Here is a 22,433-nt window from a genome sequence, read left to right as displayed (position 1 = left end):
CATGAACCACGACAAGCACATCGCCGAACACGAGGCCCGGACCCGCGCCGCGCTCGCCATGGGCGGCCCCCGCAAACTCGAAGAGCGGCGCGCCCAGGGCATCCTGAACGCCCGCGAACGCATCGACCGGCTGGTGGATGCCGGCACCTTCCTGGAGACCGGGCGCTACGCCACGTCGATCCGTCCCGAGGTGCGCGAGGTCACGCCCGCCGACGGCAAGATCGCCGGCTACGGCCGGATCGACGGCCGCGAGGTCGCCGTGGTGTCCAACGACTTCACGGTGATGGGCGCCTCCAGCAGCACGGTGAACACGACCAAGGTCGGGCACGTCAAGAAGATCGCCACCAGCCGCGGCCTGCCCATGGTGTTCCTGGGCGAATCCACCGGCGCCCGGATGCCCGACGTCATGGGCGCGGCGGGCGTGGGGGCCGGAGACCGGCCCACGCAGTACCGGCGCATGCGCGAGACCCCGTGGGTCTCGGCGGTGCTGGGCCACTGCTACGGCTCGTCCTCCTGGTACGCCGCGCTCGCGGACTTCGTCGTGATGCGCAAGGGCGCCATCACCGCCGTCTCCAGCGTGAAGCTCACCTCCCGTGCCGTCGCCGAGGCGGTCGACCCGGAGTCCCTGGGCGGTTGGCGGCTGCACACCGAGGTCACCGGCATGGTCGACCTGGCGGTCGACACCGACGAGGAAGCGCTCGACGCCGTGCGGCGCTTTCTGTCCTACCTGCCCAGCCACCACCAGGAGCCGCCGCCCGTGGCCGCCGTCCCGGCGGGTTCGGGCGAGGACGCCGAGCGCATCCTCGAGCTGCTGCCCGAGGAGCGTTCCAAGGTCTATGACGTGCGCAAGATCCTGGCGCTGATCTACGATCGCAACTCGCTGTTCGAACTCAAGCCGCGCTTTGGCAAGTCGGTGGTGACGGCGCTCGCGCGCCTGGACGGCCATACGGTGGGCGTGGTCGCGAGCAACCCTCTCTTCAAGGGCGGCGCGATCGACCCCAGCGCCTGCGAGAAGGTGGTGAGTTTCCTGGTGCTGTGCGATTCGTTCAACATTCCGCTGGTCTTCATGGTGGACCAGCCGGGCTTTCTGATCGGCGTGGAGGGCGAACGCCAGGGTGCGATCGGGCGCGTGATGAACTGGATGAACGCGATGTCGCTGGTCAGCGTGCCCAAGCTGTCGGTCGTCATGCGCAAGACCTACGGCCAGGCGGTGCTCAACATGGGCGGCGGCGGCAATGCCGACGAAGTCGTCGCCTGGTTCTCGGCCGAGGTGAACTTCATGGACCCGCGCTCGGCCGTCGCCATCGTGCACGGCGTGGACCCTCAGACCGAACCTGCGCGCTACGCCGAGCTGCTCGCCGAGATGACCAAGGGCACCAGCGCCTACGACGCGGCCGCCGTGCACGCGGCGCACCACGTCATCAATCCGGTGGACACCCGCCAGACCCTGATCCGCCTGCTGCAGGTGCATCGCCTGCGCCTGTCCGGCGGCGTCGGCGAGCACCTGATGCGCACGTGGCCGACGAGCTATTGAGGAGAGGCCGCATGGAGTCGGGGCAACCGCAGGACCGCCGCCAGCCGTGGCGCGCGCTGCTCGACCGGCACGCCGGGCAGGGCTGGCTGGACGAGCCCACCGCCAAGCGCCTGCTGGCCGAGGCGGGCATCGCCGCGCCGCGCGGCGCATTCGTGCCGGGGCCCGGCGCACATGCGCAACTGGCCGCGCTGACGCCGCCCTACGCGGTGAAGATCGTGTCGCCCGACGTGGTGCACAAGAGCGACGGCGGCGGCGTGCGCCTGAACGTCGCCGCGCAGGAGGTGGATGCGGTCATGCAGGCCATGGCCAGCGCCTACCTGCAGGCCCGCATCGCCGGCTACCTGGTCGAGGAAATGGCCGCGCCCGGCGTGGAGCTGCTGCTGGGCGGCGTGGTCGATCCGGTGTTCGGCCCCTGCGTGATGCTCGGCGGCGGCGGCACCCAGGCCGAACTCTGGCAGGACGTGGCCATGCGCCTGTGCCCGGTCACGGCGCACGACGTGCGCGACATGCTGCAGACCCTGCGCATCCGGCCCCTCTTGGCCGGCTATCGCGGCCAGCCCGCGGTGGACGTGGAGGCGGTAGTGCGCGCCGTGCTGGCGCTGGCCGGCCCCGACGGCCTGCTGCCCGCCTGCGCCGATCGCATCGCCGCCATCGACGTCAATCCCCTCATCGCCAGCGCGCAGGGCGTGGTGGCCGTTGACGCCCGCGTGCAGTTGCACGAGCGCCACCGCCCGGCCGCCCGAAGGGGGCGCGATTCCTCCCACGGACAGGAGGATCTCCTCCTTCGTCACCGCCCGGCCGCGCCCCCCCTGGCGCCGGCCTTTGCCGACGACGCCAGCCTGGAGCGCCTCTTCGCGCCCCGCAGCGTGGCCGTGGTGGGCGCCTCGGCGGACGGGGGGCGCTCGGGCAACCATTTCATGCGCAACCTGCGCGAATACGGCTATCCGGGCCGCCTCTACGTGGTGCATCCCACCGCGAGCGAGATCGACGGCGTGCCCGCCGTGGCCAGCCTGGCCGCCCTGCCCGAGCCCGTGGACTACGCCTACATCGCCGTGCCGGCCGCCGCCGTGGCGCCGCTGCTGGCGGCGGCGCCGGGCATGGTGCGGTATGCCCAGGTGATGACCAGCGGATTCGCCGAAGTCGAAGGCGGCGACGCCCTGCAGCAGGCCGTGCTCGCCGCGGCCAGGGCCGCCGGCACCCGCGTGATCGGCCCCAACTGCCTGGGCCTGCACAGCGTGCGCGGCCGCGTCACCTTCATCGACGGCATGCAAGCCGAGGAAGGCGGGCTGGCGGTCATCTCGCAGAGCGGCGGGCTCGGCGTGGACATTCTTCGCCGCGGCCAGGCGCGCGGCCTGGCCTTCTCCAGCCTGATCACGATCGGCAACGCCGCCGACCTGTCGGTGGCCGAGCTGCTCGCGCACCACCTGGCCGACCCCCGCGTGCGCCAGATCGCCCTCTACGTCGAGTCGCTGAGCGATCCGGCGGCCATCCTCGCCACGCTGCGCCGGCAGCGGCACGGCAAGCCCATCGTGCTGCTCAAGGGCGGCACCTCCGAGCAGGGGCAGGCAGCGGCAGCCTCGCACACCGGCGCGATGGCGAGCGATGCGCGGCTGTGGTCGGCGTTCGCGCGCCAGGCCGGGATGGCCACGGTGCAGACGCTGGACGAACTGATCGATGCCTGCCTGGCCTTGCAATGCCTGCAACCGCGCCCGCAGCGCCCGAGCACCCGGGTGGCGCTGTTCGGCAACGGCGGCGGCACCAGCGTGCTGGCCTGCGACGCCTTCGCCCGCGCGGGCTTCGCCGTGCCGGCCTTCGGCCCCGCGACCGCCGCCCGCCTGGCGGCGCTGCCGGTTCCGCCCGGGGCCAGCCTGCGCAACCCGGTGGATACGCCGGTGGGCGTGCTGCGCGTGGACGGTGGCGCCCTCGCCCACCGCATCCTGGAGATATTGACCAGCACGCCGGAGGTCGACGCCCTGGTCCTGCACCTGAACCTGCCCGTGCTGCTCGGCTACGCCGACGAAACGCTGATCCAGCGCCTGACGCTCGCCGCGCTGGGCGGCGAGACGCGCGCCGGCACCCGGCGGCCCCATGTGCTGCTGGTGCTGCGCTCGGACACCAGCGAGCCGGTGGACGCGCTGCGCCGACGGCTGCGCCAGGCGGCCATCGGCGCCGGCGTGCCGGTCTTCGACGAGCTGGCCGACGCGGCGCGCGCGCTCGCCTGCCTGCGCACGACCGAGTCCGCGCTCGCCGCTTTTTCCGTTTTCCATCCCTTGCAGGAGCCCGCATGCCCAAGATAGATATCGTCAGCGAAGTCACCGGCCGCGTCTGGAAGATCGAGGCCAACGTCGGCGATGCCGTGGACGCCGAGCAGACCGTCGTCATCGTCGAATCCATGAAGATGGAGATCCCCGTCGCGGCGCCCGCGGCCGGCCGGGTGGCCGCGCTGCGGGTCGCCGAAGGCGATGCGGTGGAGGAAGGTCAGGCGATCGGCCAGATCGACACCTGAAGCTGGCGCGTTTCTCGCTACTGCATGCGGGCCGGGCGAATGACGCGCCCGTCCGCCAGGAGATAGCGATGCCACGCCCCACTGCAGGCCCTCGTCACGTTGCCCTGCATTCGCTGCGCGCCCGCGAGGCCATCCACGAACGCGAGAGCCATGGCGCACTGGCGCGCCGCCTGGCCGCGCTCTTGAAGGCGGACTTCGTGGGCGACTACGATGCCGCCCTGCACACGCATCCGGGCATGTACCTGGTGCCCAGCGACACGCTGGTCGGCCCGGACTGGAACGAGCGCGGCCTGGACGCCGAAGACCGGCTGTTCGGCGGCGTCGTTCCCTTCGGCTTTCTGGCGACCAAGGCGATCACCCATGCCCTGGTGGTGCCGCACGCGCACGCGCCGCGCGGCTGGAACCCGGCCTTCGGCGCGACCGTGCGCGACTGCGTACTGGTGGGCCTGACGGCCTTCACCCATGCCGATGCACTGGCGGCCGGCCATCGGCTGCTCCAGGCCGGGCCGGTACGCATCAAAGCGGTGCGCGCGAGCGCGGGCCGCGGACAGGAAGTGGTGCGCACGCCCGCCGCGCTGACCGAAGCGCTGGCGGCGCTGGACGCCGGCGAACTGGCCGAGTATGGCATCGTGCTCGAGGAAGACCTGAGCGACGTATCCACCTTCAGCATCGGGCAGGTGCGCGTGGGCGGGCTGCAGGCGAGCTACTACGGGGTGCAGCGGCTGACGCGCGACAATCGCGGCGAGCTGGTCTATGGCGGATCGGCGCTGCACGTGGCGCGCGGCGGTTTCGACGCGCTCGCCGCGCTGCCGCTGCCGCCGGTCGTGGCGGCGGCGCTCGCCCAGGCCCGCGCCTATGACGAAGCCGCGACGCGCTGCTACCCCAGCCTGATCGCCTCGCGCCGCAACTACGACACCGTGGTCGGCCACAATGCACGCGGCGAGCGCCGCGCCGGCGTGCTCGAACAATCCTGGCGCATCGGCGGCGCGAGCGGCGCCGAAGTGCTGGCGCTCGAAGCGCTGGCGAACGACCCGACGCTCTTGTACACCCAGGCGGCCACGCTCGAACTGTTCGGCGCGCACACGCATCCGCCGCCGAACGCCGTCGTGCTGTTTCACGGCGTGGACGACGAGATGGGCCCGCTCCTGAAGTGCGCCATGCCCGAGATTCCCCCCCATTTTGTCTTGCCCGTACTGCCATGACGACCCGCAGCGAACCCCTACGCATAGCGGTGGACGGCGAAGTGATCGCCGGCACCTTCCTCGAACCCAATCTGAAAGTACCCGGCGTGCTGTTCGTGCACGGCTGGGGCGGCAGCCAGAAGACCGACCTGGCCCGCGCCAAGGGCATCGCCGGCCTGGGCTGCATCTGCATGACCTTCGATCTGCGCGGCCACGAGCGCACCTTCGAGCAGCAGCAGCGCATCACGCGCGAACACAGCCTGCGCGACCTGATCGCCGCCTACGACCGGCTCGCCGCCCACCCCGGCATCGACCCCTCGGCGATCGCGGTGATCGGCAGCAGCTACGGCGGCTACCTGGCCGCGATCCTGACCGCGCTCAGGCCCGTGAAGTGGCTCGGCCTGCACGTACCGGCGCTGTACCGCGACGAAGACTGGCACACGCCCAAGCGCCAGTTGAGCCGCGCCGACCTGACGGCCTACCGCAGCGAGCGCGTCGATCCGGACAACAACCGCGCCCTGGCCGCGTGCCTGGCCTTCACGGGCGACGTGCTGCTCGTACAGTCCGAACACGACACCTACGTACCGTCGCAGACCATCATGAGCTACCGCGCGGCCTTCCAGCACACGCATTCGCTCACGCACCGCATCGTGGACGATGCCGACCATGCCCTGAGCAGCCCGGCGAGCCGGCAGGCCTACACCGGCATCCTGGTCAACTGGATCACCGAGATGGTGGTCGGCATCCGTCTGGGCAGCGCCACCATGCGCGAACTCTTCGAGATCGATGCAAGCGGCGAGCAGGGGCCAAAGCGAGTGACTCACAACCCGTAGGAGCGCAGTAGAATCGCCGGGTTGCGGGCAGCGCGGCTGCCTATACTCTGCCGAGAAGTCTCATACATGTGGATCGTGCGCGCTGTCCCCTTTGCTTTCGTGCTCGGCCTGGCCGCCTGCGGCGGCAGTGAAACCGAAGTTCTTCCATCGCCGCCGCCGGCGGTCAATCCGCAAGGGATCTGGACGGGCTCGCTGAGCACCGGCGCCGATCTGTCGGTGGTGATCACCGACGACAACGTCCTCTGGGGCGTGTACGCCGAAGTGGGCGGCGCCCGGGTGGGCCTGGTCCATGCCGACCAGGTGGCGATGAACGGCAGCACGCTGACCGCTACGCTGCGCGACTACCAGTACGGCAATACCGTGAGCACGCTGGACGTGACCGGCACGGTGGCCGAGCGCAGCAGCATGGAAGTACGCTCGGTTCAGCCTGGCCAGGTCGGCAACGCCTCGCTGCGCTACGACAGCAGCTACTACACGCCGGCCACCACCATACTGCTCGAAGGGCAGTGGACCGGCAGCGACCGCGACGGCAACGTCACCACGGTCGAGATCACGGCACTGGGCGCATTGCGCGGAGCCACCGTGGCCACCAGCGGCACTTGCACCTTCCGCGGCAACCTGGCGCCCGTTGCGGGCCGCGGCTACTACGTGCTGAACATCACCTTCGACCCCGTGAACACTTGCCTGCTGCCGGGGCAGCACATCGGCGGCATCGCCGGTATCTCGGGCGCGGGCACGGCACGCCAGTTGGTGGCCGGCGGCATCACGGACAACGGCTCGCAGGGGGGCGCCATGATTCTCACGCCCGTACCGCCGCCCGAACCCACGCCCGCCGCGCCGACGAGCACGACGCCCTGAGTCCCTTGCCGGCTGGTCCCTGCTCACCCGCCAAGGCGCTGCTGGTCGTGCTGGCCGGCGTCGTCGCCGCATTGCACGTGGCGAAGATCCCGCCCGCGGTGCCCTTGCTGCAAGCCGGCCTCGGCCTGAGCCTGGTGCAGGCGGGCTTTCTGATCTCGCTGGTACAGATCGCGGGCGCGCTGTTCGGCCTGGCCCTGGGCCTGACCGCGGCCAGCCTGGGCCTGCGCCGCAGCCTGATGCTGGGCCTGGTGGTGCTGGCCGCGGCCAGCGCCGCCGGCAGCGCCAGCCAGCACCCGCTGCCGCTGCTCGCACTGCGCATGGTCGAGGGCATCGGTTTCCTGCTCATCGTCCTGCCCGCGCCCGAGCTCATCCGACGGCTCGTGCCGCCGCAGAAGTTGAGCACCATGCTCGGCGTCTGGGGCAGCTACATGCCGCTGGGCACCGTGCTCGCCCTGCTGTTCGGCCCGCTGGTGATGCTGGCCACGGGCTGGCGCACCTGGTGGCTGGCGCTGGCCGGCCTGTCGGTGCTGCTTGCCGTGCTGGTGCTGCGCCACATCCCGCGCGACACGCCATCGGCCGACACGCACGCCGGGGCGCGCGGCTGGCAGGCCAGGCTTGCCGACACGCTGCGCTCGCCCGGGCCCTGGCTGATCGCGGCCAGCTTCGGCATGTATTCCGGCCAGTGGCTGGCAGTGGTGGGTTTTCTGCCGGCGATCTACGCGGCGGCGGGCGTACAGGCCAGCCTGGCCGGCCTGCTCACCGCGCTGGTCGCCGCCGCCAACATGGCGGGCAACGTGGCCTCGGGCCGGCTGATCGCGCGCGGCTGGGCGCCCACCACCTTGCTGCGCTGCGGCTTCGTGGCGATGGCGGCAGGCGCTCTCTACGCCTTCTCGAGCCTCGCGGAAGCGCACCCCATGAGCCGCTACCTGGCCCTGCTGGCATTCTCCGGCTTCGGCGGCCTGGTCCCCGGCACCCTGTTCATCCTGTCGATGCACGTCGCCCCCGGCGAAGACACCGTGTCGACCACCATCGGCTGGATGCAGCAGCTCTCCGCGCTGGGCCAACTCGCCGGCCCGCCCCTGGTGGCCTGGATCGCGGCGCGCGCGGGCGGCTGGCAATGGACCGGCGCCGCAACGGCCACCTGCAGCGCGCTCGGCCTGCTGTTGAGCCTCATCATTGCGCGACATCAACGTCGTTCCTTGGCATCTGCACCAAACTGAGACGATAGTGCCGCGACCGTGTCCTCTCGATCACGGGCCCAGGCGCAAGCCTCGTCCACCTCGCGGCCCGCATGCCGCGGCAGTGACTCACTCGCCTGGCGCCTCGTCGGCAGCGCATCCGACCTATACAATCGGACGGCATGCTGGCGGCTGGTGCAAGCGGCCGCTGGTCCGGCCCCGCCGGAAGATAACGAAAAGAGCGCAACGGGGCGACTCATGAGCACGCATCGCGTGGTCCTCACATCGTTCGTGTACGTCACCGGCCTGGTCCTGACCATGCTCGGTGCCCTTTGCCTGATCGGCATGGGCACCCGCACACCATCGGCCTACCTGCCGTTGCGCGAAACCCTGTTCGCCGCCGTTGCCTTCGTCACCCTCGGCGCCGGCCTGCTGTGCGACCTGCACCGGCTGCCGCTGCTGCGCGCTGGCGCCGGTGTCATCCTGGTCGGCATCTCGCTGGCGCTGGCGTACGAGCGGCTGCAGGGCCATGCGCCCGCCACGCCGGCGCTGGCCACGCCCTTCGACGAACCCGGCTGCGCCGTCGTGCTCGCCTGGCTGCTGCTCGGCGTCGAGGCGATCATTGGCCGGCGCAACCGCCGCTGGCTGCGTCAGACGGCGGCGCTGTTGCCGCTGGTCGCGCTGGCGGTAGTGGGCGTGGCGCTGATCGGCCAGATGTTTCCCGCGGCTCCGCTGCCGCGCCTGCATGCGCACGAACCGCTCAGCCTGACGGTGGACCTGTTCACGCTGCTGGCCGCCGGCGCATGGGTCACGCTCTCGCGACTGCCCGCCCGCGCGCACGTCGAACTCTCCGGCCGGCTGCTCGCGGTCGGCATCCTGGGCGCGGCTACCTGCTCCGCGGCATGGGCAGCGCTGTGGCTGCAGGAATACCAGTCGACGCGGCTGCGCGGCGCCCTGCTGCTCGACCAGACGGCCGAGCGGGTGCAGACGAGCATTGCCGAACAGGTAAGCATGCTGCGGCGCATGGCCGAGCGCTGGTCCGCGGCCGACGCCGTGCCGACGGCCGGGCGCTGGGAGGTCGAGGCCACCGGCCATCTGCGCGATTTTCCCAGCGTGGACGTGGTGGCCGTGATCTCGCCCGGCCTGGAGACGGCGTCGATGCGCCATCGCACGCCCGCGCCGCCGCACTGGCTGGGCGCCTTCCTCGCGCAGAACGACACGCGCGAGTGGCTGCGCGCGGTCATGGCGGACGACGCCACCGTGCTCAGCCACGTCATCGGCCTGAGCGGGCAGACGCGGCACGCCGTGGTGGCGGGCCTGAACTCGCCGTCGCTGCACGGCTGGGCGGTACTGGCCGTCGCCAACCCGGGCACGCTGCTGGGCCAGCACCTGGACAAATGGAGCCGCGGCCTGGCGGTGCGGGTCCGCCAGGACGAGCAGGTGCTGTACGAAGATCCGCGCCTGTCGACGGGCGCGGTCGCCGTGGGTACCCGCACGCTGCACCTGGCCGGCGGCGGCGAGTGGCAGGTGGACGCCCTGCACGTGCCGCTGCTGCATCCGCAACGCGGCCTGCTCGCCAACAGCGCGCTGCTGGCCGGCATCGCCTTCCTGGTCACGCTGCTGGTGAGCCTGCGGCAGGCGCAGCTCACGCGGCGCGATGCAGCGCTGGTCGCGAACCAGCGCGATACGCTGGCCGCGATCGCGCACAGCGACGATCTGGCCACGCAACTGGTCGCGATCTGCACCATGACCGAGGCGCTGAACGCCCAGGCGAGCTGTGCGATCCACGAAACCGAGCCCGGTGGCATCGGGCTGCGCCTGGCCGCCGCGCCGTCGCTCTCGCCCACGCTGCGCAGCGCGCTCGCGGAACTGCCTGCGCCCGGGCTCTCGGGCAGCGCCGCCAGCCACACCACGCTCGAGAATCCGCCCTGGCCGCGCGGCGCGCGCGATGCGCTGGCCGCGGCGGGCTATACCACCGTGCTCGCCCAACCGCTGATCTCGCCGGACGGCAAACTGCTCGGCCAGGCCTCGCTGCTGCTCTCGGCCGCCAGCCAGGATTTCGATCTGCGCCTGCTCAACGATGCGGCGCAATACGCGGCCATCGCCCTGGAGCGGGTGCGTGCGCGCGCCGAGCTGCAGCAAGGCGAACAGCGCTATCGCTCGCTGGTTGCGTTCAACCCGGACGCCGTGTTCTCGGTCGACCTGAAGGCGCGCATCTCCTCGTGCAATCCGGCGACGCAGCGCCTGTTCGGCCTGTCCGAGGGCGAACTGCTCGGCCGGGCCGTGCGCGAATTCGTGGTGCCCGCGGACCAGCCCGAGGTGAGCGCGATGTTCCGCCGCACGCTGGCGGGCAACGCCCAGCACCTGCAGGTGACCGGCGTGAACCACCACGGCGTCACTTTCGAGACCGAGGCGACGACGGTTCCCATCTCGGTGGACAGCGCCTTCGTCGGGATCTTCGTGATCGCCAAGGACATCACCGAGCGCCGGCGCATCGAGCGCGCCCTGCAGGAGCGTACCCAGTTCTTCCTGCTCTCGCCGGAGATGCTCGGCATGGTGAACCATGCGGGCGTGCTGCTGCAGGTGAACCCCGCCTTCGCCCGGGTGACGGGCTACCGCGCCGAAAGCGTGGTCGGCCGCCAGCTCACCGACCTGATCCACGAGGACGACCGCACCCTGCTCGACAACGCGCTGCGCCGTCTGGGCCGCGGCGAATCGATCTACGACCTGGACCTGCGCGGCAACCATCGCGACGGCCACGTGATCTGGATGCGCATCCGCGCGGCCCTGGGTTCGGACGACGCGATCTACCTGGCCGCCCGCGAGATCACCGAGGAGATCCGCGTCACGCGCGATCTGGCACGCAAGGAACGCTCGTTCCGCCAGTTGCTGGACGACAACCGCGACGCCCTGCTGGTGGTCAGCCCGCAGGGCCGCGTGCAGTACGCCAACCCCGCCGCGCGCACCCTGCTCGGCGCCGCCCTGGGACGCCGCGGCGCCGAGCTCGCCGAACTCGCCAGCCGGCGCGGCGCCGACACCACGCTCTTCGAATGGCCGCTGGAAGGTCCGCACGGCGAGACCATCGACGTGGAAGTGCTGGGCTCGGAGACCGACTGGGACGGCACCCAGATGCGCCTGCTCTCGCTGCGCGACGTGCGCCTGCGCAAGGCATCGGAAGAGGAGCTGCGCGTGCTCAAGCGCGCGCTGCAGGCCAGCCACAACGCGGTGATGATCATCGACGCGCGCACGCCCGGCTCGCCCCTGATCTACGCCAACCCGGCTTTCGGGCGCATCACGGGCTACCCGCCCAGCGAGACGGTGGGCCGCAACCTCAGTTTCCTCTACGGCTCGGCCACCGACCGCACGCAGATCGAAGGCATCGAACACCGCCTGCGCCAGGAGCAGGACGTCCATGCGGTGATGCTCAACTACCGCAAGGACGGCAGCACCTTCTGGTGCGACCTGTACATCGCGCCGGTGCGCGACGGCCAGGGCGCGGTCACGCACTACATCTGCATCCTGCGCGACGTCACCGACGAAAAGGAAGCCGAGGCGCAGCTTTCCCACATCGCCAACCACGACCTGCTCACCGACCTGCCGAACCGGCGCATGCTCGAGCAGCGGCTCAACGAGCTGGGCCGCGTGCCGCAGGCGGTCGGCCAGGGCATGGCCGTGGTGTTCGTCGACCTGGACGGCTTCAAGCCGATCAACGATTCGATGGGACACGTCGTGGGCGACGCCATCCTGGTCGAAGTGGCCCGCCGCATGCGCGAGAACGTGCGCCCGCGTGACCTGGTCGCCCGCCTGAGCGGCGACGAATTCATCGTGGTGCTGTTCGACGTGCAGCGCGAGCAGGCCGAACGCATGACGCAGCGGCTGATCGGCGCGATCGCCCAGCCCTACGAGATCATGGGCGGCAACCAGCACATCACCGCGAGCGCCGGCATCACCTATGTCGGGCATGCGCTGGACGACCCGATGAGCCTGGTGCAGGAGGCCGACCTGGCCATGTACAAGGCCAAGCACGAGGGGCGCAACAACTTCCAGTGGCACAGCCGGGACATGAGCGAGCGGGTGCACGAGCGCGTGCGGCTGCGCAACGAGCTGCGCGCCGCGCTCGCGACCAGCCAGTTGCAGTTGCACTACCAGCCCAAGTTCGAGCGCGTGACGGGCAAGGTGGCCGGCATCGAGGCCCTCGCGCGCTGGAACCATCCCGAGCGCGGCGCCGTCCCGCCCTCCGAGTTCATCAAGGTGGCCGAGGAGACGGGCCAGATCGTCGCGCTGGGCGCGTGGGCGCTGGAGACCGCGTGCTCGCACAATCAATGGCTGTACAGCCAGGGGCTGTCCAACTTCTGCGTGGCGGTGAACATCTCGCCCATGCAGTTCCAGCGCCGCGACTTCACCTCCGGCCTGAAGGACACGCTCAGGCGCACCGGCCTGCCGGCCTACGCCCTGGAGCTCGAGATCACCGAGAGCGTGCTGCTCGAGGACACGGAGAGCGTGATCGCCACCCTGCACGAGCTCAAGGAGCTCGGTGTGCGCGTGAGCATCGACGACTTCGGCACCGGCTTCTCCAGCCTGTCCTATCTGAAGAACCTGCCGATCGACTACGTCAAGATCGACCGCTCCTTCGTGCGCGACATCAACATCGACGGCAACGATGCGGCAATCTCCAAGGCGATCATCTCGATGGCCCACAATCTCGGCCTGCGCGTGGTCGCCGAAGGCGTGGAAACCGAGGCCCAACTGGAGTTCCTCAAGCGCAACCGCTGCGACGAGTTCCAGGGCTATTTCCTCGCCCGGCCAATGCCCCTGGACGATCTGGTGCGATTCCTGGAACGCATGGGCAACCTGAACTGATGCGCGCCGGGCGCGCGGCCACCCTGGACTAGAATCGGGGCTGGCTTGCCGCGCCCTTTCCTGCGCGCGGCGGCATCATCGCGAGGAGTCCATGTTCCACCGTCTGCTCGCCGGCCTGGCCTTGTGCGCCAGCGCCGGCCTCGCCCATGCCCACCACGTCCCTGGCCACGAAGACGGCCCCGGCAGCGGCCACGCGCATCACGGCGCCGGTGCGCCAGTGGCCGGCCAGGCCATCGAGGGCGTCGCCGTCACCGAATGCTGGGTCCGCGCCATGCCGCAGAACCTGCCCTCGGCCGCCTACTTCACGCTGCGCAACGAGACCGGCAGCGCACTGCGCCTGACCGGCATCGCCAGCGCGGCCTTCGGCCAGACCATGCTGCACCGGACCGTCACCCAGGACGGCACCGCGCGCATGCAGCACACCGACGCGGTGGATATCCCGGCCGGCGGCACCTTCGAGTTCGCGCCCGGCGGCTATCACGCCATGCTGGAGAAGCCGACGGCCGCCCTCGCCCCTGGCCAGACCATCTCGGTCACCTTCGCCTTCGGCGGAGACGGCCAGCTCACCGCCCCTTGTGCCGTGCGCAGCCCGGCCGGCAAGAGCACGCACTGAACCCACAGCCCCGAACCTCACAGGAGTCAGCATGCAGTATCGCAAGCTCGGCAGTTCCGACATCGACGTCAGCCTGATCGGCCTGGGCACCATGACCTGGGGCCAGCAGAACACGGAAAGCGAAGCCCACGAACAGCTCGACTACGCCCTGGACCAGGGCGTCACCCTGATCGACACGGCCGAGATGTATCCGGTGCCGCCCAAGGCCGAGACTCAGGGCCGCACCGAGGCCTACATCGGCACCTGGCTCGCCCGCAGCAAGGCGCGCAGCCGCATCGTGCTGGCCACCAAGATCGCCGGCCCGGCGCGCCAGCCGCACAACCCCAGGCACATCCGCGGCGAGGCCAACCAGTTCGACCGGCCCAACCTCGAAGCCGCCCTGCACGGCAGCCTGCAGCGCCTGCAGACGGACCATGTGGATCTCTACCAACTGCACTGGCCGGACCGCAACACCACCACCTTCGGCCGCCTGTCCTACCCGTGGATCGACGACACGGTCACCGTGCCGATCGAGGAAACCCTCACCGTGCTCTCGGACTTCGTGCGCCAGGGCAAGGTGCGCCACATCGGCGTGTCGAACGAGACGCCCTGGGGCGTGGCGCGCTTTCTGCAGGCCGCGCGCGAGCTTGGCCTGGAGCGCATCGTCACCGTGCAGAACCCGTACAGCCTGCTCAACCGCACCTTCGAGACCGGGCTCTCGGAATTCAGCCATCGCGACGGCCTCGGCCTGCTCGCCTACTCCCCGCTCGCCTTCGGCTGGCTGAGCGGCAAGTACGAGAACGGCGCGCGCCCTGCCGGCGCCCGCATCACCGAATTCACCCGCTTCGCGCGCTACACCAAGCCGGCCGCCGAGGCGGCCACCTCGGCCTACGTGGCGCTCGCGCGCGAGCACGGGCTCTCGCCCGCCCAGATGGCGCTGGCCTTCGTGAACCGGCAGCCGTTCACCAGCAGCAACCTGATCGGCGCGACCTCGATGGAGCAACTGCGCGAGAACATCGCCAGCGTGGACGTGACGCTGTCCGACGAGGTGCTGGCGGGGATCGAGGCGATCCATGTGAGGTATCCGAACCCGGCGCCGTAAGGCGGGGGTGGGTGATCGCGGCCGCGGTTGGCAACGGGGTTATCTTGCGCTAGAGTAGTTAAAATCACTACTAATCGCGTGGATGACATGAAATACGACGTATCCGCCGCCGACGCCAACCGCAGGTTTTCCCGGATTCTTCGAGAAGTCAGGGAAGAAGGCCGCAGCTACGTCGTGACCAGCCATGGCCGTCCCGTTGCCCGCATTGTCCCCATCGACGAACGGCGCTCGGCCGTCACCGATACGCGCGCGGTACTGCTGTCGCGCCTGCGGACCCAGCCCATCGTGCAGGCGGGCTCCTGGACACGCGACGAACTCTATGAACGTCCCCAGCGCCGGGCTGCGCCCAGCCAGCCCTCCGAGGGGGACACGGCAACCCGGGGCGGCCCAGCGTTTCAGGGCGAGGGCGAGCCGTGAGAGTCGCGCTCGACACCAATGTGCTGGCCTACGCAGAAGGCATCAATGACGCGCAAAAACGCGCCCTTGCCCTGGACCTTTTGCGCCGCATCGCTCCCGATCGAGTCATGTTGCCCGTCCAGGTCCTGGGCGAGTTGTTCAACGTCCTGGTGCGAAAAGGCGGCAGGTCGCGGGCCGAGGCCCGCAGCGCCTTGTTGAGTTGGGGCGACACCTTCCCGGTTTTCGGCACGTCCCCGGAAGTTCTGCTGGCCGCAACAGACCTGGCGACCGATCATCACTTGAGCGTGTGGGACGCGATCGTCCTGGCCGCGACATCGCATGCAGGCTGTCGGCTACTGCTGTCGGAAGACCTCCAGGAGGGCTTCACCTGGGGCGGCGTCACGGTGGCCAATCCGTTCGCCGTCTCGCGCCATGCACTGCTGGAGGCCGTGCTGGCACCACCCGCGGGATGATCCTGAAGCCTGCGTGGCCGCCCGCGGCTCAATGGCTCACGCCGCCTTGCCGAGCAGTGCTCGCCATTCGGCGTGAGCCTTGGGCGCGAGGGCGGCACGATAGCGCTCCAGCTCGGCAATCACCGGCCGGCCCGGCCAACCCTCCGGCAACAGCGCCAGAGGCAGGCCAGGGTCCACCGAGGGCAGGCGCTGCAGGGCGTTGACCAGCAGGATATGTTCGCGCAAGGCACCGCCGGAACGACTTCGCCCAGGAATGAACTGCTCATGCAGTTCCTCGTAGTGCGCTCCGACCGCGGAAAGGTCCCATGCCCGATGGACCAGATCGGCTCGTTCAACTCCCACCTCGACGTGACGTGCCATGAATACCAGTGCCTGGCTGACCAGCTCCAGGTCCGTGAGGATCTGCCCCAGATCCGCCTCGCGGTCGCTATGTGGGCAAATCCAGAGGCCGGGCGTCGGATTGCCGAAGCCGGCCCAGCTCAAAGCCCGGTACAAGCGCTGCCGCTGCACGCGCTGGGCGTCCGGAACACTGACGTGCAGCAACAGCCATTGTCCATCCCAATCCGTCATCGGTTCGCGTACCGCACGTAGGCGGCGCGAACCGCGGGCGATGAGTGCATGGCCGCTATCGGTCAGGCGCCATGAAACGCGGCGGCCTTCCCGGACCGCCTCGATCCAGCCGCTTGCCGCGGAACGGTTGATCGCCTGTCTGGCCGAACGTTCCGCAATGTCGACGCATGCGAACGCCTCCAGCAAAGCGCCCGTCGCTACGAGCGTCGACTCGGGATAGACGAACTCGCCCAGCAATGTCAGCAACACGGAGCGGGCACTGCCTGCGTTGACGGGTGACGATGCGGAGGCGGTGACGGCGGGCTCGGTTCGTGGCATGCGACGGATGGGTCGGAAGATGCTCTAAGATTGGCGGCGTGATGTTTGAGAGGCAACACAAAAAATGACGCGTTCCTCACGAAACTCCGATCTGGAGTTTCAGCCCGTGGTCGGACCCCGCCCTGCGGACGAGATTATCGCCCAGGTGCGCGAGCACCTACAGCAAGGTCGCTTGAAGGTCGGCTCCCGCCTGCCGTCCGAACGCGAGCTATCCAGCCAGTTCCAGGTCAGCCGCAATTCGGTCCGGCAGGCCTTGCGTTCGCTTGCGAACATGGGGTTGCTGGACATCCGCCTAGGTGCGAATGGTGGCCCCGTGGTGCGCGGAGGCGGCGCTGAAGCCGTTCTTTCCGGGCTCTCCGATCTCTATGCGCTCGGCACGATCCGCCCGGAGCATCTGACACAGGTCCGCGTCCTGCTCGGGGTGGAAGTCGTCCGCCTCGCCTGCTCGGCTTTCGACGACAGCGAACTCGCCGTGCTTCGAAACAATGTTCAGGAGGCGAGCCAGGCGGCCGATGCCGGCGACCTGGCCCGGCGTACCTCGCTCAATCTGGACTTCTACCGGATCCTGGCACGCATGACGCGCAACCCGATCCTGGAGTTGCTGACCGACGCCGTGCTCGTACTGACCGAGCGCTTCGTCGAGCAGACGGGCCGGACGTCGAACCGTTCCGTCATGCCGATGCGGCGCAAGATGCTACAGCTACTCGAACAGCGGGATGCCGATGCCGCAGCCGACGTGATGCGGCAACACCTGATGCAATTGCAGCGCATCTACCTGAAGGCAGCACCGGCCGGCAACGCAGGGCAAGCGTCGGCGGCTCAGGCCAGCGCCCCTTCCAGGCCGCGCAGCGCGAAGACACCGGCTGCGGCTCGCAACGCGGCGGCAGTCGACTGATCCGGACGGTGCGGCGGCGTCATTGAGGAACGATACCGTCCAGCACTTTCCTCGCATCGGCCGCATCCGCTTGCAACCGTTCCTTGAACGCTTCCGGGGATTGCAACTCAGCGCTGACACTCTGCTGGCGCATGATGGCCTGCGCCTCCGGTAGGTCGTAGGCTTGAGCCACGCCCCGATAGACGGCCTGCACGGTTTCTTCGGACATGCCCTTCGGCCCAAGGAAGCCGTACCACACAGCCGCTTCGAAATTCGGGAGCCCGATCGCCTCCTTCAACGTCGGCACTTGCGGATAGGCCGGCAGGCGCTCGGCTGAACCCACCGCGATGGCCCGCAGCCGACCGCTGTCCAGCAGCGGCGCGGCCGAGACGATCGAGACGAAGGCCGACAGAATATGGCCGGCCGCCACGTCGGTGAGGGATTGCGAAGTCGTCTTGTACAGCACGTGTTCGATGTCTATACCGGCCACGCCCGCCAGTTGCTCCATCGCCAGATGACCCGCCGACCCCGGCCCCGGCGACGCATAATTGGCCGATTCCGGGTGGCTCTTCGCGTGTTGGACGAACGCCTCCATCCCATCGATACCGGAACTCGCCGACACGACGAGCACCATCGGTGTCGATCCGACCATGGCAATGGGAGAGAAGTCCTGCTCAGCGTCGTACAGCGGCTTGTCCTGCGTCATCGGGTAGGTCACGAAGGGCGGACTGGCGTTCATGAGCAGCGTGTGGCCGTCCGGCTTGGCGCGGGCGACAAACACGGAACCGATGGACCCGTTGGCCCCGACCCGGTTCTCGATCACCACGGACGTTCCCAGGGCCTTTTCCAGATGGGGGGCGAACGCCCGGGCGACGACGTCGACGCCGGTCCCGGTCGCGTGGGGAACGATCAGCGTGATGGGCTGCCCGGACAATGGCGCTGCGCCGGCGGCTGCCATGCCGAACAGCGCAACGAACACCGGAATGGCCATGGCGGATTTCGATGGCATTGCTGTCTCCTGGATTGTCTGTGTTTTTGCCGCCGGGCCGTCCCAAGGAAGAAAGCGCCCCTTGGGGGCAGCAAGCCGGAGGCGCAGCGTGGGGGATTTTTTTCGATGGTGCGTCGCGCCTGTGGGCCCGCCGGCGGCGCTTGGATTCAGCCGCACCCGCTGTCTTGGCTCCCGCCGTCGCCCTGGCCGGACAGGACGTCGGTCAACGAACCGAGAGCGCGGGCATGCGAATCGAAGCCGAGCGGCGCATACCAGACGCGCTCGAACCGGATTCGCGCTTCGTCCTGCTCGAGCACGCAACGCTCGACACGGCGCCGCACATCTTCTCCCATGTCCTGGCACGCCTGGACCATCCCGGCCGTCGCCGCGCCGAGCCTGTCCAGGCATTGCCGCAGCGTGTCCACCGGCAGGGGCATGGCGGGCAGCTCGTCCGCCGGCGCACCCGCGCGTGCCGCACCGACCCTGTCGGCGCAGTCCTGCAGCGCACGCTGCAGCGCCGCCCGGGCTTCGAACTGTTCCCCGGCGCTGGCATCGAGCAGCGACCCGGCGAGTGTCATCTGCTGCCTGAGCTCGTGGTAATGCCGTTCGTGAAGATGGTCGATGCGTTCGAGCAGAAAAACCAGGTGGTCGATCGAAAGGTTCAGTTGTTCGCGCGCACGCGCGTTGGACGGGTCCACGGCGGGCGCGACCACGTCCGTGAGCGCGCGTATCGTGGCCGCCAGGTTGACTGCGCTCTGATCCATCAGATTCGCTCCTTGAGCAGTTCGAGAAGTTCGCCGGCGACCAGGGGAGCGATGCCCTTCAGGCGCGCCAGCAGCACGTCTTGATGCGACTTGCCCAGCTTGGCGACCCGATAGGCCGTCGCCATCGTGGTGGTGATGATCTGAAAGCAGTTGAGCACCCGGTAGAACGCAAGCTTGTCCGGGTCGACCGACAGCCCGGAGACGTCTTCGTAACGCCGGTAGAACTCGTCGAGCGGGATCAGGCCGCAGACGTAATAAACCTTGCCGTCTTCACTGAAGTGGCCTTTCTCGAGCTGCGTCATCCAGGCAAGGTCGCGATGACGGTCGCCCAGTTGGCCACGCTCCCAGTCCAGCCAGGCCGTGACCCGGCCGCTGGGTTCGTCGAAAAGGAAGTTTCCGCTGCGAAAGTCGCCGTGGACGACGCTGACCCGATCCAGCTCGGGAAGATTCCTCTGCATCCAGTTCGCCGCCACGTCCATCAACGGGAATGCTTCGGGCCGGTCTTCCTCCCAGACTCGGCGCGCCCGGTTCAACTGCAGCCGCGCACATTCGACAGTCCCGGTTTCGGGGCGATCCATGGTCGTGAAACGCATCGTATCGACATCGGCCGTGTGGATGCGGGCCAAATGCTCCAGGAACTGCGGCGCGAGCTTTTCACGCAGGGCCGGACCGAAATCCGTGCCGAGCCCGACGATGCGCCCGGACGCGTTGTGGCTGGGCTTGGCGACCCCGTTCAGGAAACTGTAGATGATCGCCGGCTCCGGGAACCATCGGCAGGCATGGTCGACCCAGTACACCTTCGGTACGGGAAGCGTGTCCTCGAAGGCGCGCAGGAGTTCGGCTTCCCGCCGTCGGCTGGTGGCATTGGAGCCTTCGGTCGGATCCATCCGGACCACCAGTCGTTCCCGCCGGGCCGGGGTTCCGGGCTTGCCGACTTCGAGCGTGAAGGCCATCTGCACCTTGGAGGCGCCACCCGTGAGCCACCTCGGCTCGAGAATGTCGACGTCGTCCTCGATGAGGTCGCGCAACATGCTGCCCGTCCAGGCCACCATCTCTTCGATGCCGACATGCCGATATCGAGGACCGGCGCGCCGCTGCATCTTTCGGGTCAATAGATCGTCCACATCCGCCTCGGTCGGAAAGCGCGACCGGATGGCGGCAATGAAGTCCTCCGTGGGTTGATCGCGCGGATCGGCGTCCCGCGTCCGGAGAAATGAAACCGTATCCAGGGTGCTCATTGGAGTACCTCCGCCCTGTCGGGCTGCGGTGCGAGTGCCTTCGGGCGGCCGGGCGGCACTCATGCACGGGCCTCGTCGCGTGGAAGATGGCGGGCGAGATACTCTTGTCCGAAGAGCTTGCCGTGCCCGCCATAGCCGACCTTGCCGTTCCAGTGATAGCGCATGAGCGACTGGAAGGCCGAAATGGACGGGTTGATGGAACCCATCGGGCGAGTTCCGATCGCGCCACCGTGGAACTCGTAGCGCGCACCGTTTGCGGTTTCCAGGATCACGTGATCGTTCAGGGTCAGCATGTCCGCGCCCCGCGCCTCGATGGTGGCGCGCGTAATGGGAAAAACCTCGCCGTGGCTGACCAGAAAACCCGTCTTCAGCTCGTCGTAGACGACCATCCCCTCGGACGAAATGCTCAGGGTCATCGTCAGCCAGACCGCCAGCTCCTCGCCGAAGTTGATGGAAAGATACGAGCTGGCGCGACTCGGCGTTTCGTTGCGCGGGCCCCAACTGCGGTCCATGCCCTCGTAGCAGTCCACCGCGTACTCCCTGCCCCGCAGCCATAGGGTGCCCGTGATGCGGCCCTTCAGATCGAAGTGGCCGTTCGACCAGGCATCCCCGACGCGCGGGTCGTGGGCCCCGCCCGGCTCCGCCCTCTGCAGCAGCGGGTTCTCGCGGGAATCCATGGGGTCATGCGGGTGATGCAGCCCCTTGAGCCGAAGATCGAACCGGCACGAGTCGAGCTTGTGGCGGTAGCTGAACCGCCAGTCCGTGAGCGACTCCGCCTTCACGGACAGCCCGTTGTCCAGAGAGAAATCGGCATAGGACGCAGGACACGGGAGATGGATCTGGGGATCGCAGAACTCGGCTTCGTGCGGCCGCCGCGTATAGCCTCGCGTAATGACGACCGAGGACATGGCGACGCCCAGATTCGGGCGGGCGAGAACGTAGAGCGTACCGTGCAGGGCCTCCTCCGGAATTGCGAAAGCGAGATAAGTGGTCTCGGTCCAGATCCGGTCACGCGGATCGCGCGGATGAAATTCGGTGTCGTTGGCGTTGATCATGGCAGATGGGCTTGACGTGTTCCAGGGAGCGGTACAGCGGGCAATGCATGCGGCCACGCTAATGGCCGGCCAGCTTCGTATCCTGAAGCAGCCTGGCGGCGACCTTCACATCCTCGTCCACGATGGCGGCCAGCGCCGCGGAATCCCGTACATGCGGCACCATGCCGAGCCGGGCCATGAAACCGCGCAGCTCGGAGGTCTGCGCCGCTCTGGCGATCGCTTCGTACAGCTTCTGCACGTGCGTCGCAGGCGTGCCGGCCGGCGCGAAAAAGCCGTACCAGACGCCGGCCTCGAATCCCGGCTGATGCAGCACCTCCGCCAGGGTCGGCACTTCCGGAAACCTCGGCAGCCTGTCCGAAGAGCCAACGGCAAGCGCACGCAGACTGCCGCTTTCCAGATAGGGAAGCACGGCGGACACGGACACCAGGCTGAGCAGCACCTCACCCGATACCACGTCGATCAAGGCCTGACCGGTAGCCTTGTAGCGGACTTCCTGGATGTCCGCATCCATCGCGCGGTTGAGCAGTTCGCCGTAGATGTGGCCGGGCGAACCGACGCCGGCAGACGCATAGTTGGCCTTTTCCGGATGAGCCTGCACATAGGAACGCATACCGGCGAAATCGTTGAATGGCGACTTGCCGGACGTGACGAGCACAAGAGGCACCGAACCCACCTGCGCCACCGGCACGAAGCTGCTGCGCGGGTCGTACGGCGCTCGTTCGGGCACCAGCGCCGCCGTCACGAAGGGCGGGTTTGCATGAAACAGCAGGGTGTAGCCGTCGGGCGAGGCGCGCGCGGCCGAGCCTGTGCCGATGACGCCCGCCGCGCCTTCGCGATTGATGACCACCAGAGGCACCTTCAGCTCCGCCTCCAGGCGATGTGAAAACTCCCGGCCGAGCAGGTCCAGGCCATTGCCTGTGCTGTAGGGAATGACGACGTCGACCGGCTTTTCGGGATATTCGGCAGTCAGCCCGGAAATCGGGCACGCCAGCATGCCGAACATGAACCAGGCGGCAAGTTTTCGGTGTTGCATCATGTCTCCTGAATAATCGTTATGTAGGTGCATGGCCTCAAAACGCGTATGCTCGGCAGGCCGGCGTTCAGGACCGCAGC

The 22,433-nt window shown here is 68.8% G+C and carries 19 protein-coding genes; 13 read left to right on the top strand and 6 right to left on the bottom strand.

Going from position 1 to position 22,433, the window contains the following annotated elements:
- Window position 1: 1 nt before the first annotated feature.
- The 12 genes from FOZ76_RS02575 (at window position 2) to FOZ76_RS02520 (ending at window position 15,513) form a co-directional block, all read left to right on the top strand.
- Complete coding sequence (locus FOZ76_RS02575; RefSeq protein WP_143946560.1) at window positions 2-1,534, top strand: acyl-CoA carboxylase subunit beta; 1,533 nt, start codon at window positions 2-4, stop codon at window positions 1,532-1,534.
- An 11-nt stretch (window positions 1,535-1,545) separates the two neighbouring features.
- Complete coding sequence (locus FOZ76_RS02570) at window positions 1,546-3,831, top strand: acetate--CoA ligase family protein (RefSeq protein WP_143946559.1); 2,286 nt, start codon at window positions 1,546-1,548, stop codon at window positions 3,829-3,831.
- Window positions 3,819-4,040 carry an acyl-CoA carboxylase biotin carboxyl carrier protein subunit gene (locus FOZ76_RS02565; protein WP_143946558.1) on the top strand — a complete coding sequence of 74 codons (222 nt, stop codon included), beginning with the start codon at window positions 3,819-3,821 and terminating at the stop codon, window positions 4,038-4,040. Before FOZ76_RS02570 ends, FOZ76_RS02565 begins: the two co-directional genes overlap by 13 nt.
- A gap of 68 nt (window positions 4,041-4,108) precedes the next feature.
- The gene (locus FOZ76_RS02560; protein WP_143946557.1) at window positions 4,109-5,242 is read left to right on the top strand and encodes a DUF3182 family protein; all 1,134 of its coding nucleotides are present in this window, start codon (window positions 4,109-4,111) and stop codon (window positions 5,240-5,242) included.
- Complete coding sequence (locus tag FOZ76_RS02555; RefSeq protein WP_143946556.1) at window positions 5,239-6,054, top strand: alpha/beta hydrolase family protein; 816 nt, start codon at window positions 5,239-5,241, stop codon at window positions 6,052-6,054. Before FOZ76_RS02560 ends, FOZ76_RS02555 begins: the two co-directional genes overlap by 4 nt.
- 66 nt (window positions 6,055-6,120) lie before the next feature.
- Window positions 6,121-6,912 (top strand): hypothetical protein, encoded by a 792-nt coding sequence (locus tag FOZ76_RS02550; RefSeq protein ID WP_143946555.1) that lies wholly within the window; start codon window positions 6,121-6,123, stop codon window positions 6,910-6,912.
- Window positions 6,913-6,917: 5 nt separating this feature from the next.
- Complete coding sequence (locus FOZ76_RS02545) at window positions 6,918-8,132, top strand: MFS transporter (RefSeq protein ID WP_211365957.1); 1,215 nt, start codon at window positions 6,918-6,920, stop codon at window positions 8,130-8,132.
- Between the two features lie 216 nt (window positions 8,133-8,348).
- On the top strand, window positions 8,349-12,950 hold the full coding sequence (locus FOZ76_RS02540) for an EAL domain-containing protein (RefSeq protein ID WP_143946554.1): 4,602 nt from the start codon (window positions 8,349-8,351) through the stop codon (window positions 12,948-12,950).
- Between the two features lie 91 nt (window positions 12,951-13,041).
- Window positions 13,042-13,563, top strand: a complete 522-nt coding sequence (locus FOZ76_RS02535; RefSeq protein ID WP_143946553.1) for a copper chaperone PCu(A)C — start codon at window positions 13,042-13,044, stop codon at window positions 13,561-13,563.
- A gap of 31 nt (window positions 13,564-13,594) precedes the next feature.
- Window positions 13,595-14,644: an NADP(H)-dependent aldo-keto reductase gene (locus FOZ76_RS02530; RefSeq protein ID WP_143946552.1), complete on the top strand. Its 1,050-nt coding sequence runs from the start codon at window positions 13,595-13,597 to the stop codon at window positions 14,642-14,644.
- An 87-nt stretch (window positions 14,645-14,731) separates the two neighbouring features.
- Complete coding sequence (locus FOZ76_RS02525) at window positions 14,732-15,061, top strand: type II toxin-antitoxin system Phd/YefM family antitoxin (protein ID WP_143946551.1); 330 nt, start codon at window positions 14,732-14,734, stop codon at window positions 15,059-15,061.
- Window positions 15,058-15,513, top strand: a complete 456-nt coding sequence (locus FOZ76_RS02520; protein WP_143946550.1) for a PIN domain-containing protein — start codon at window positions 15,058-15,060, stop codon at window positions 15,511-15,513. Before FOZ76_RS02525 ends, FOZ76_RS02520 begins: the two co-directional genes overlap by 4 nt.
- Before the next feature lie 36 nt (window positions 15,514-15,549).
- On the opposite strand, the gene FOZ76_RS02515 is transcribed toward FOZ76_RS02520, so the two are convergent.
- Entirely contained in the window at window positions 15,550-16,401 is an 852-nt protein-coding gene (locus tag FOZ76_RS02515) for a PaaX family transcriptional regulator (protein ID WP_143946549.1), read from the bottom strand.
- A 64-nt stretch (window positions 16,402-16,465) separates the two neighbouring features.
- On the opposite strand from FOZ76_RS02515, the gene FOZ76_RS02510 reads away from it, so the two are divergent.
- Complete coding sequence (locus FOZ76_RS02510) at window positions 16,466-17,296, top strand: FadR/GntR family transcriptional regulator (protein ID WP_143946548.1); 831 nt, start codon at window positions 16,466-16,468, stop codon at window positions 17,294-17,296.
- 19 nt (window positions 17,297-17,315) lie between these two features.
- Here the strand turns inward: FOZ76_RS02510 and FOZ76_RS02505 are convergent, their stop codons facing one another.
- The 5 genes from FOZ76_RS02505 to FOZ76_RS02490 all read right to left on the bottom strand — a co-directional run bounded on the left by FOZ76_RS02505 (window position 17,316) and on the right by FOZ76_RS02490 (window position 22,356).
- A complete protein-coding gene (locus tag FOZ76_RS02505) occupies window positions 17,316-18,284 on the bottom strand; it encodes a Bug family tripartite tricarboxylate transporter substrate binding protein (protein ID WP_170235262.1) in 969 nt (322 codons plus the stop codon).
- Between the two features lie 146 nt (window positions 18,285-18,430).
- Window positions 18,431-19,027 carry a hypothetical protein gene (locus tag FOZ76_RS27365; protein WP_170235261.1) on the bottom strand — a complete coding sequence of 199 codons (597 nt, stop codon included), beginning with the start codon at window positions 19,025-19,027 and terminating at the stop codon, window positions 18,431-18,433.
- The gene (locus FOZ76_RS02500) at window positions 19,027-20,265 is read right to left on the bottom strand and encodes a phosphotransferase family protein (protein ID WP_143946546.1); all 1,239 of its coding nucleotides are present in this window, start codon (window positions 20,263-20,265) and stop codon (window positions 19,027-19,029) included. The genes FOZ76_RS27365 and FOZ76_RS02500 overlap by 1 nt, the downstream gene beginning before the upstream one ends.
- A 59-nt stretch (window positions 20,266-20,324) precedes the next feature.
- The gene (locus tag FOZ76_RS02495) at window positions 20,325-21,320 is read right to left on the bottom strand and encodes a DUF7064 domain-containing protein (protein ID WP_143946545.1); all 996 of its coding nucleotides are present in this window, start codon (window positions 21,318-21,320) and stop codon (window positions 20,325-20,327) included.
- A gap of 58 nt (window positions 21,321-21,378) precedes the next feature.
- The gene (locus tag FOZ76_RS02490) at window positions 21,379-22,356 is read right to left on the bottom strand and encodes a Bug family tripartite tricarboxylate transporter substrate binding protein (RefSeq protein ID WP_170235260.1); all 978 of its coding nucleotides are present in this window, start codon (window positions 22,354-22,356) and stop codon (window positions 21,379-21,381) included.
- Window positions 22,357-22,433 lie beyond the last annotated feature (77 nt).

Source organism: Verticiella sediminum, assembly GCF_007558815.1.
In the GTDB taxonomy this organism is placed as follows: domain Bacteria; phylum Pseudomonadota; class Gammaproteobacteria; order Burkholderiales; family Burkholderiaceae_B; genus Verticiella; species Verticiella sediminum.
The sequence above is the reverse complement of the archived record's forward strand: the minus strand, read 5'-3'. Positions and strand labels throughout refer to the sequence as shown.

Excerpts from the sequence above, each read along its gene's own strand:
- FOZ76_RS02575 (WP_143946560.1), top strand. The coding sequence starts at position 2 with ATGAACCACGACAAGCACATCGCCGAACACGAGGCCCGGACCCGCGCC.
- FOZ76_RS02570 (WP_143946559.1), top strand. The coding sequence starts at position 1,546 with ATGGAGTCGGGGCAACCGCAGGACCGCCGCCAGCCGTGGCGCGCGCTG.
- FOZ76_RS02565 (WP_143946558.1), top strand. The coding sequence starts at position 3,819 with ATGCCCAAGATAGATATCGTCAGCGAAGTCACCGGCCGCGTCTGGAAG.
- FOZ76_RS02560 (WP_143946557.1), top strand. The coding sequence starts at position 4,109 with ATGCCACGCCCCACTGCAGGCCCTCGTCACGTTGCCCTGCATTCGCTG.
- FOZ76_RS02555 (WP_143946556.1), top strand. The coding sequence starts at position 5,239 with ATGACGACCCGCAGCGAACCCCTACGCATAGCGGTGGACGGCGAAGTG.
- FOZ76_RS02550 (WP_143946555.1), top strand. The coding sequence starts at position 6,121 with ATGTGGATCGTGCGCGCTGTCCCCTTTGCTTTCGTGCTCGGCCTGGCC.
- FOZ76_RS02540 (WP_143946554.1), top strand. The coding sequence starts at position 8,349 with ATGAGCACGCATCGCGTGGTCCTCACATCGTTCGTGTACGTCACCGGC.
- FOZ76_RS02535 (WP_143946553.1), top strand. The coding sequence starts at position 13,042 with ATGTTCCACCGTCTGCTCGCCGGCCTGGCCTTGTGCGCCAGCGCCGGC.
- FOZ76_RS02530 (WP_143946552.1), top strand. The coding sequence starts at position 13,595 with ATGCAGTATCGCAAGCTCGGCAGTTCCGACATCGACGTCAGCCTGATC.
- FOZ76_RS02525 (WP_143946551.1), top strand. The coding sequence starts at position 14,732 with ATGAAATACGACGTATCCGCCGCCGACGCCAACCGCAGGTTTTCCCGG.
- FOZ76_RS02515 (WP_143946549.1), bottom strand. The coding sequence starts at position 16,401 with ATGCCACGAACCGAGCCCGCCGTCACCGCCTCCGCATCGTCACCCGTC.
- FOZ76_RS02510 (WP_143946548.1), top strand. The coding sequence starts at position 16,466 with ATGACGCGTTCCTCACGAAACTCCGATCTGGAGTTTCAGCCCGTGGTC.
- FOZ76_RS02505 (WP_170235262.1), bottom strand. The coding sequence starts at position 18,284 with ATGCCATCGAAATCCGCCATGGCCATTCCGGTGTTCGTTGCGCTGTTC.
- FOZ76_RS27365 (WP_170235261.1), bottom strand. The coding sequence starts at position 19,027 with ATGGATCAGAGCGCAGTCAACCTGGCGGCCACGATACGCGCGCTCACG.
- FOZ76_RS02500 (WP_143946546.1), bottom strand. The coding sequence starts at position 20,265 with ATGAGCACCCTGGATACGGTTTCATTTCTCCGGACGCGGGACGCCGAT.
- FOZ76_RS02495 (WP_143946545.1), bottom strand. The coding sequence starts at position 21,320 with ATGATCAACGCCAACGACACCGAATTTCATCCGCGCGATCCGCGTGAC.
- FOZ76_RS02490 (WP_170235260.1), bottom strand. The coding sequence starts at position 22,356 with ATGATGCAACACCGAAAACTTGCCGCCTGGTTCATGTTCGGCATGCTG.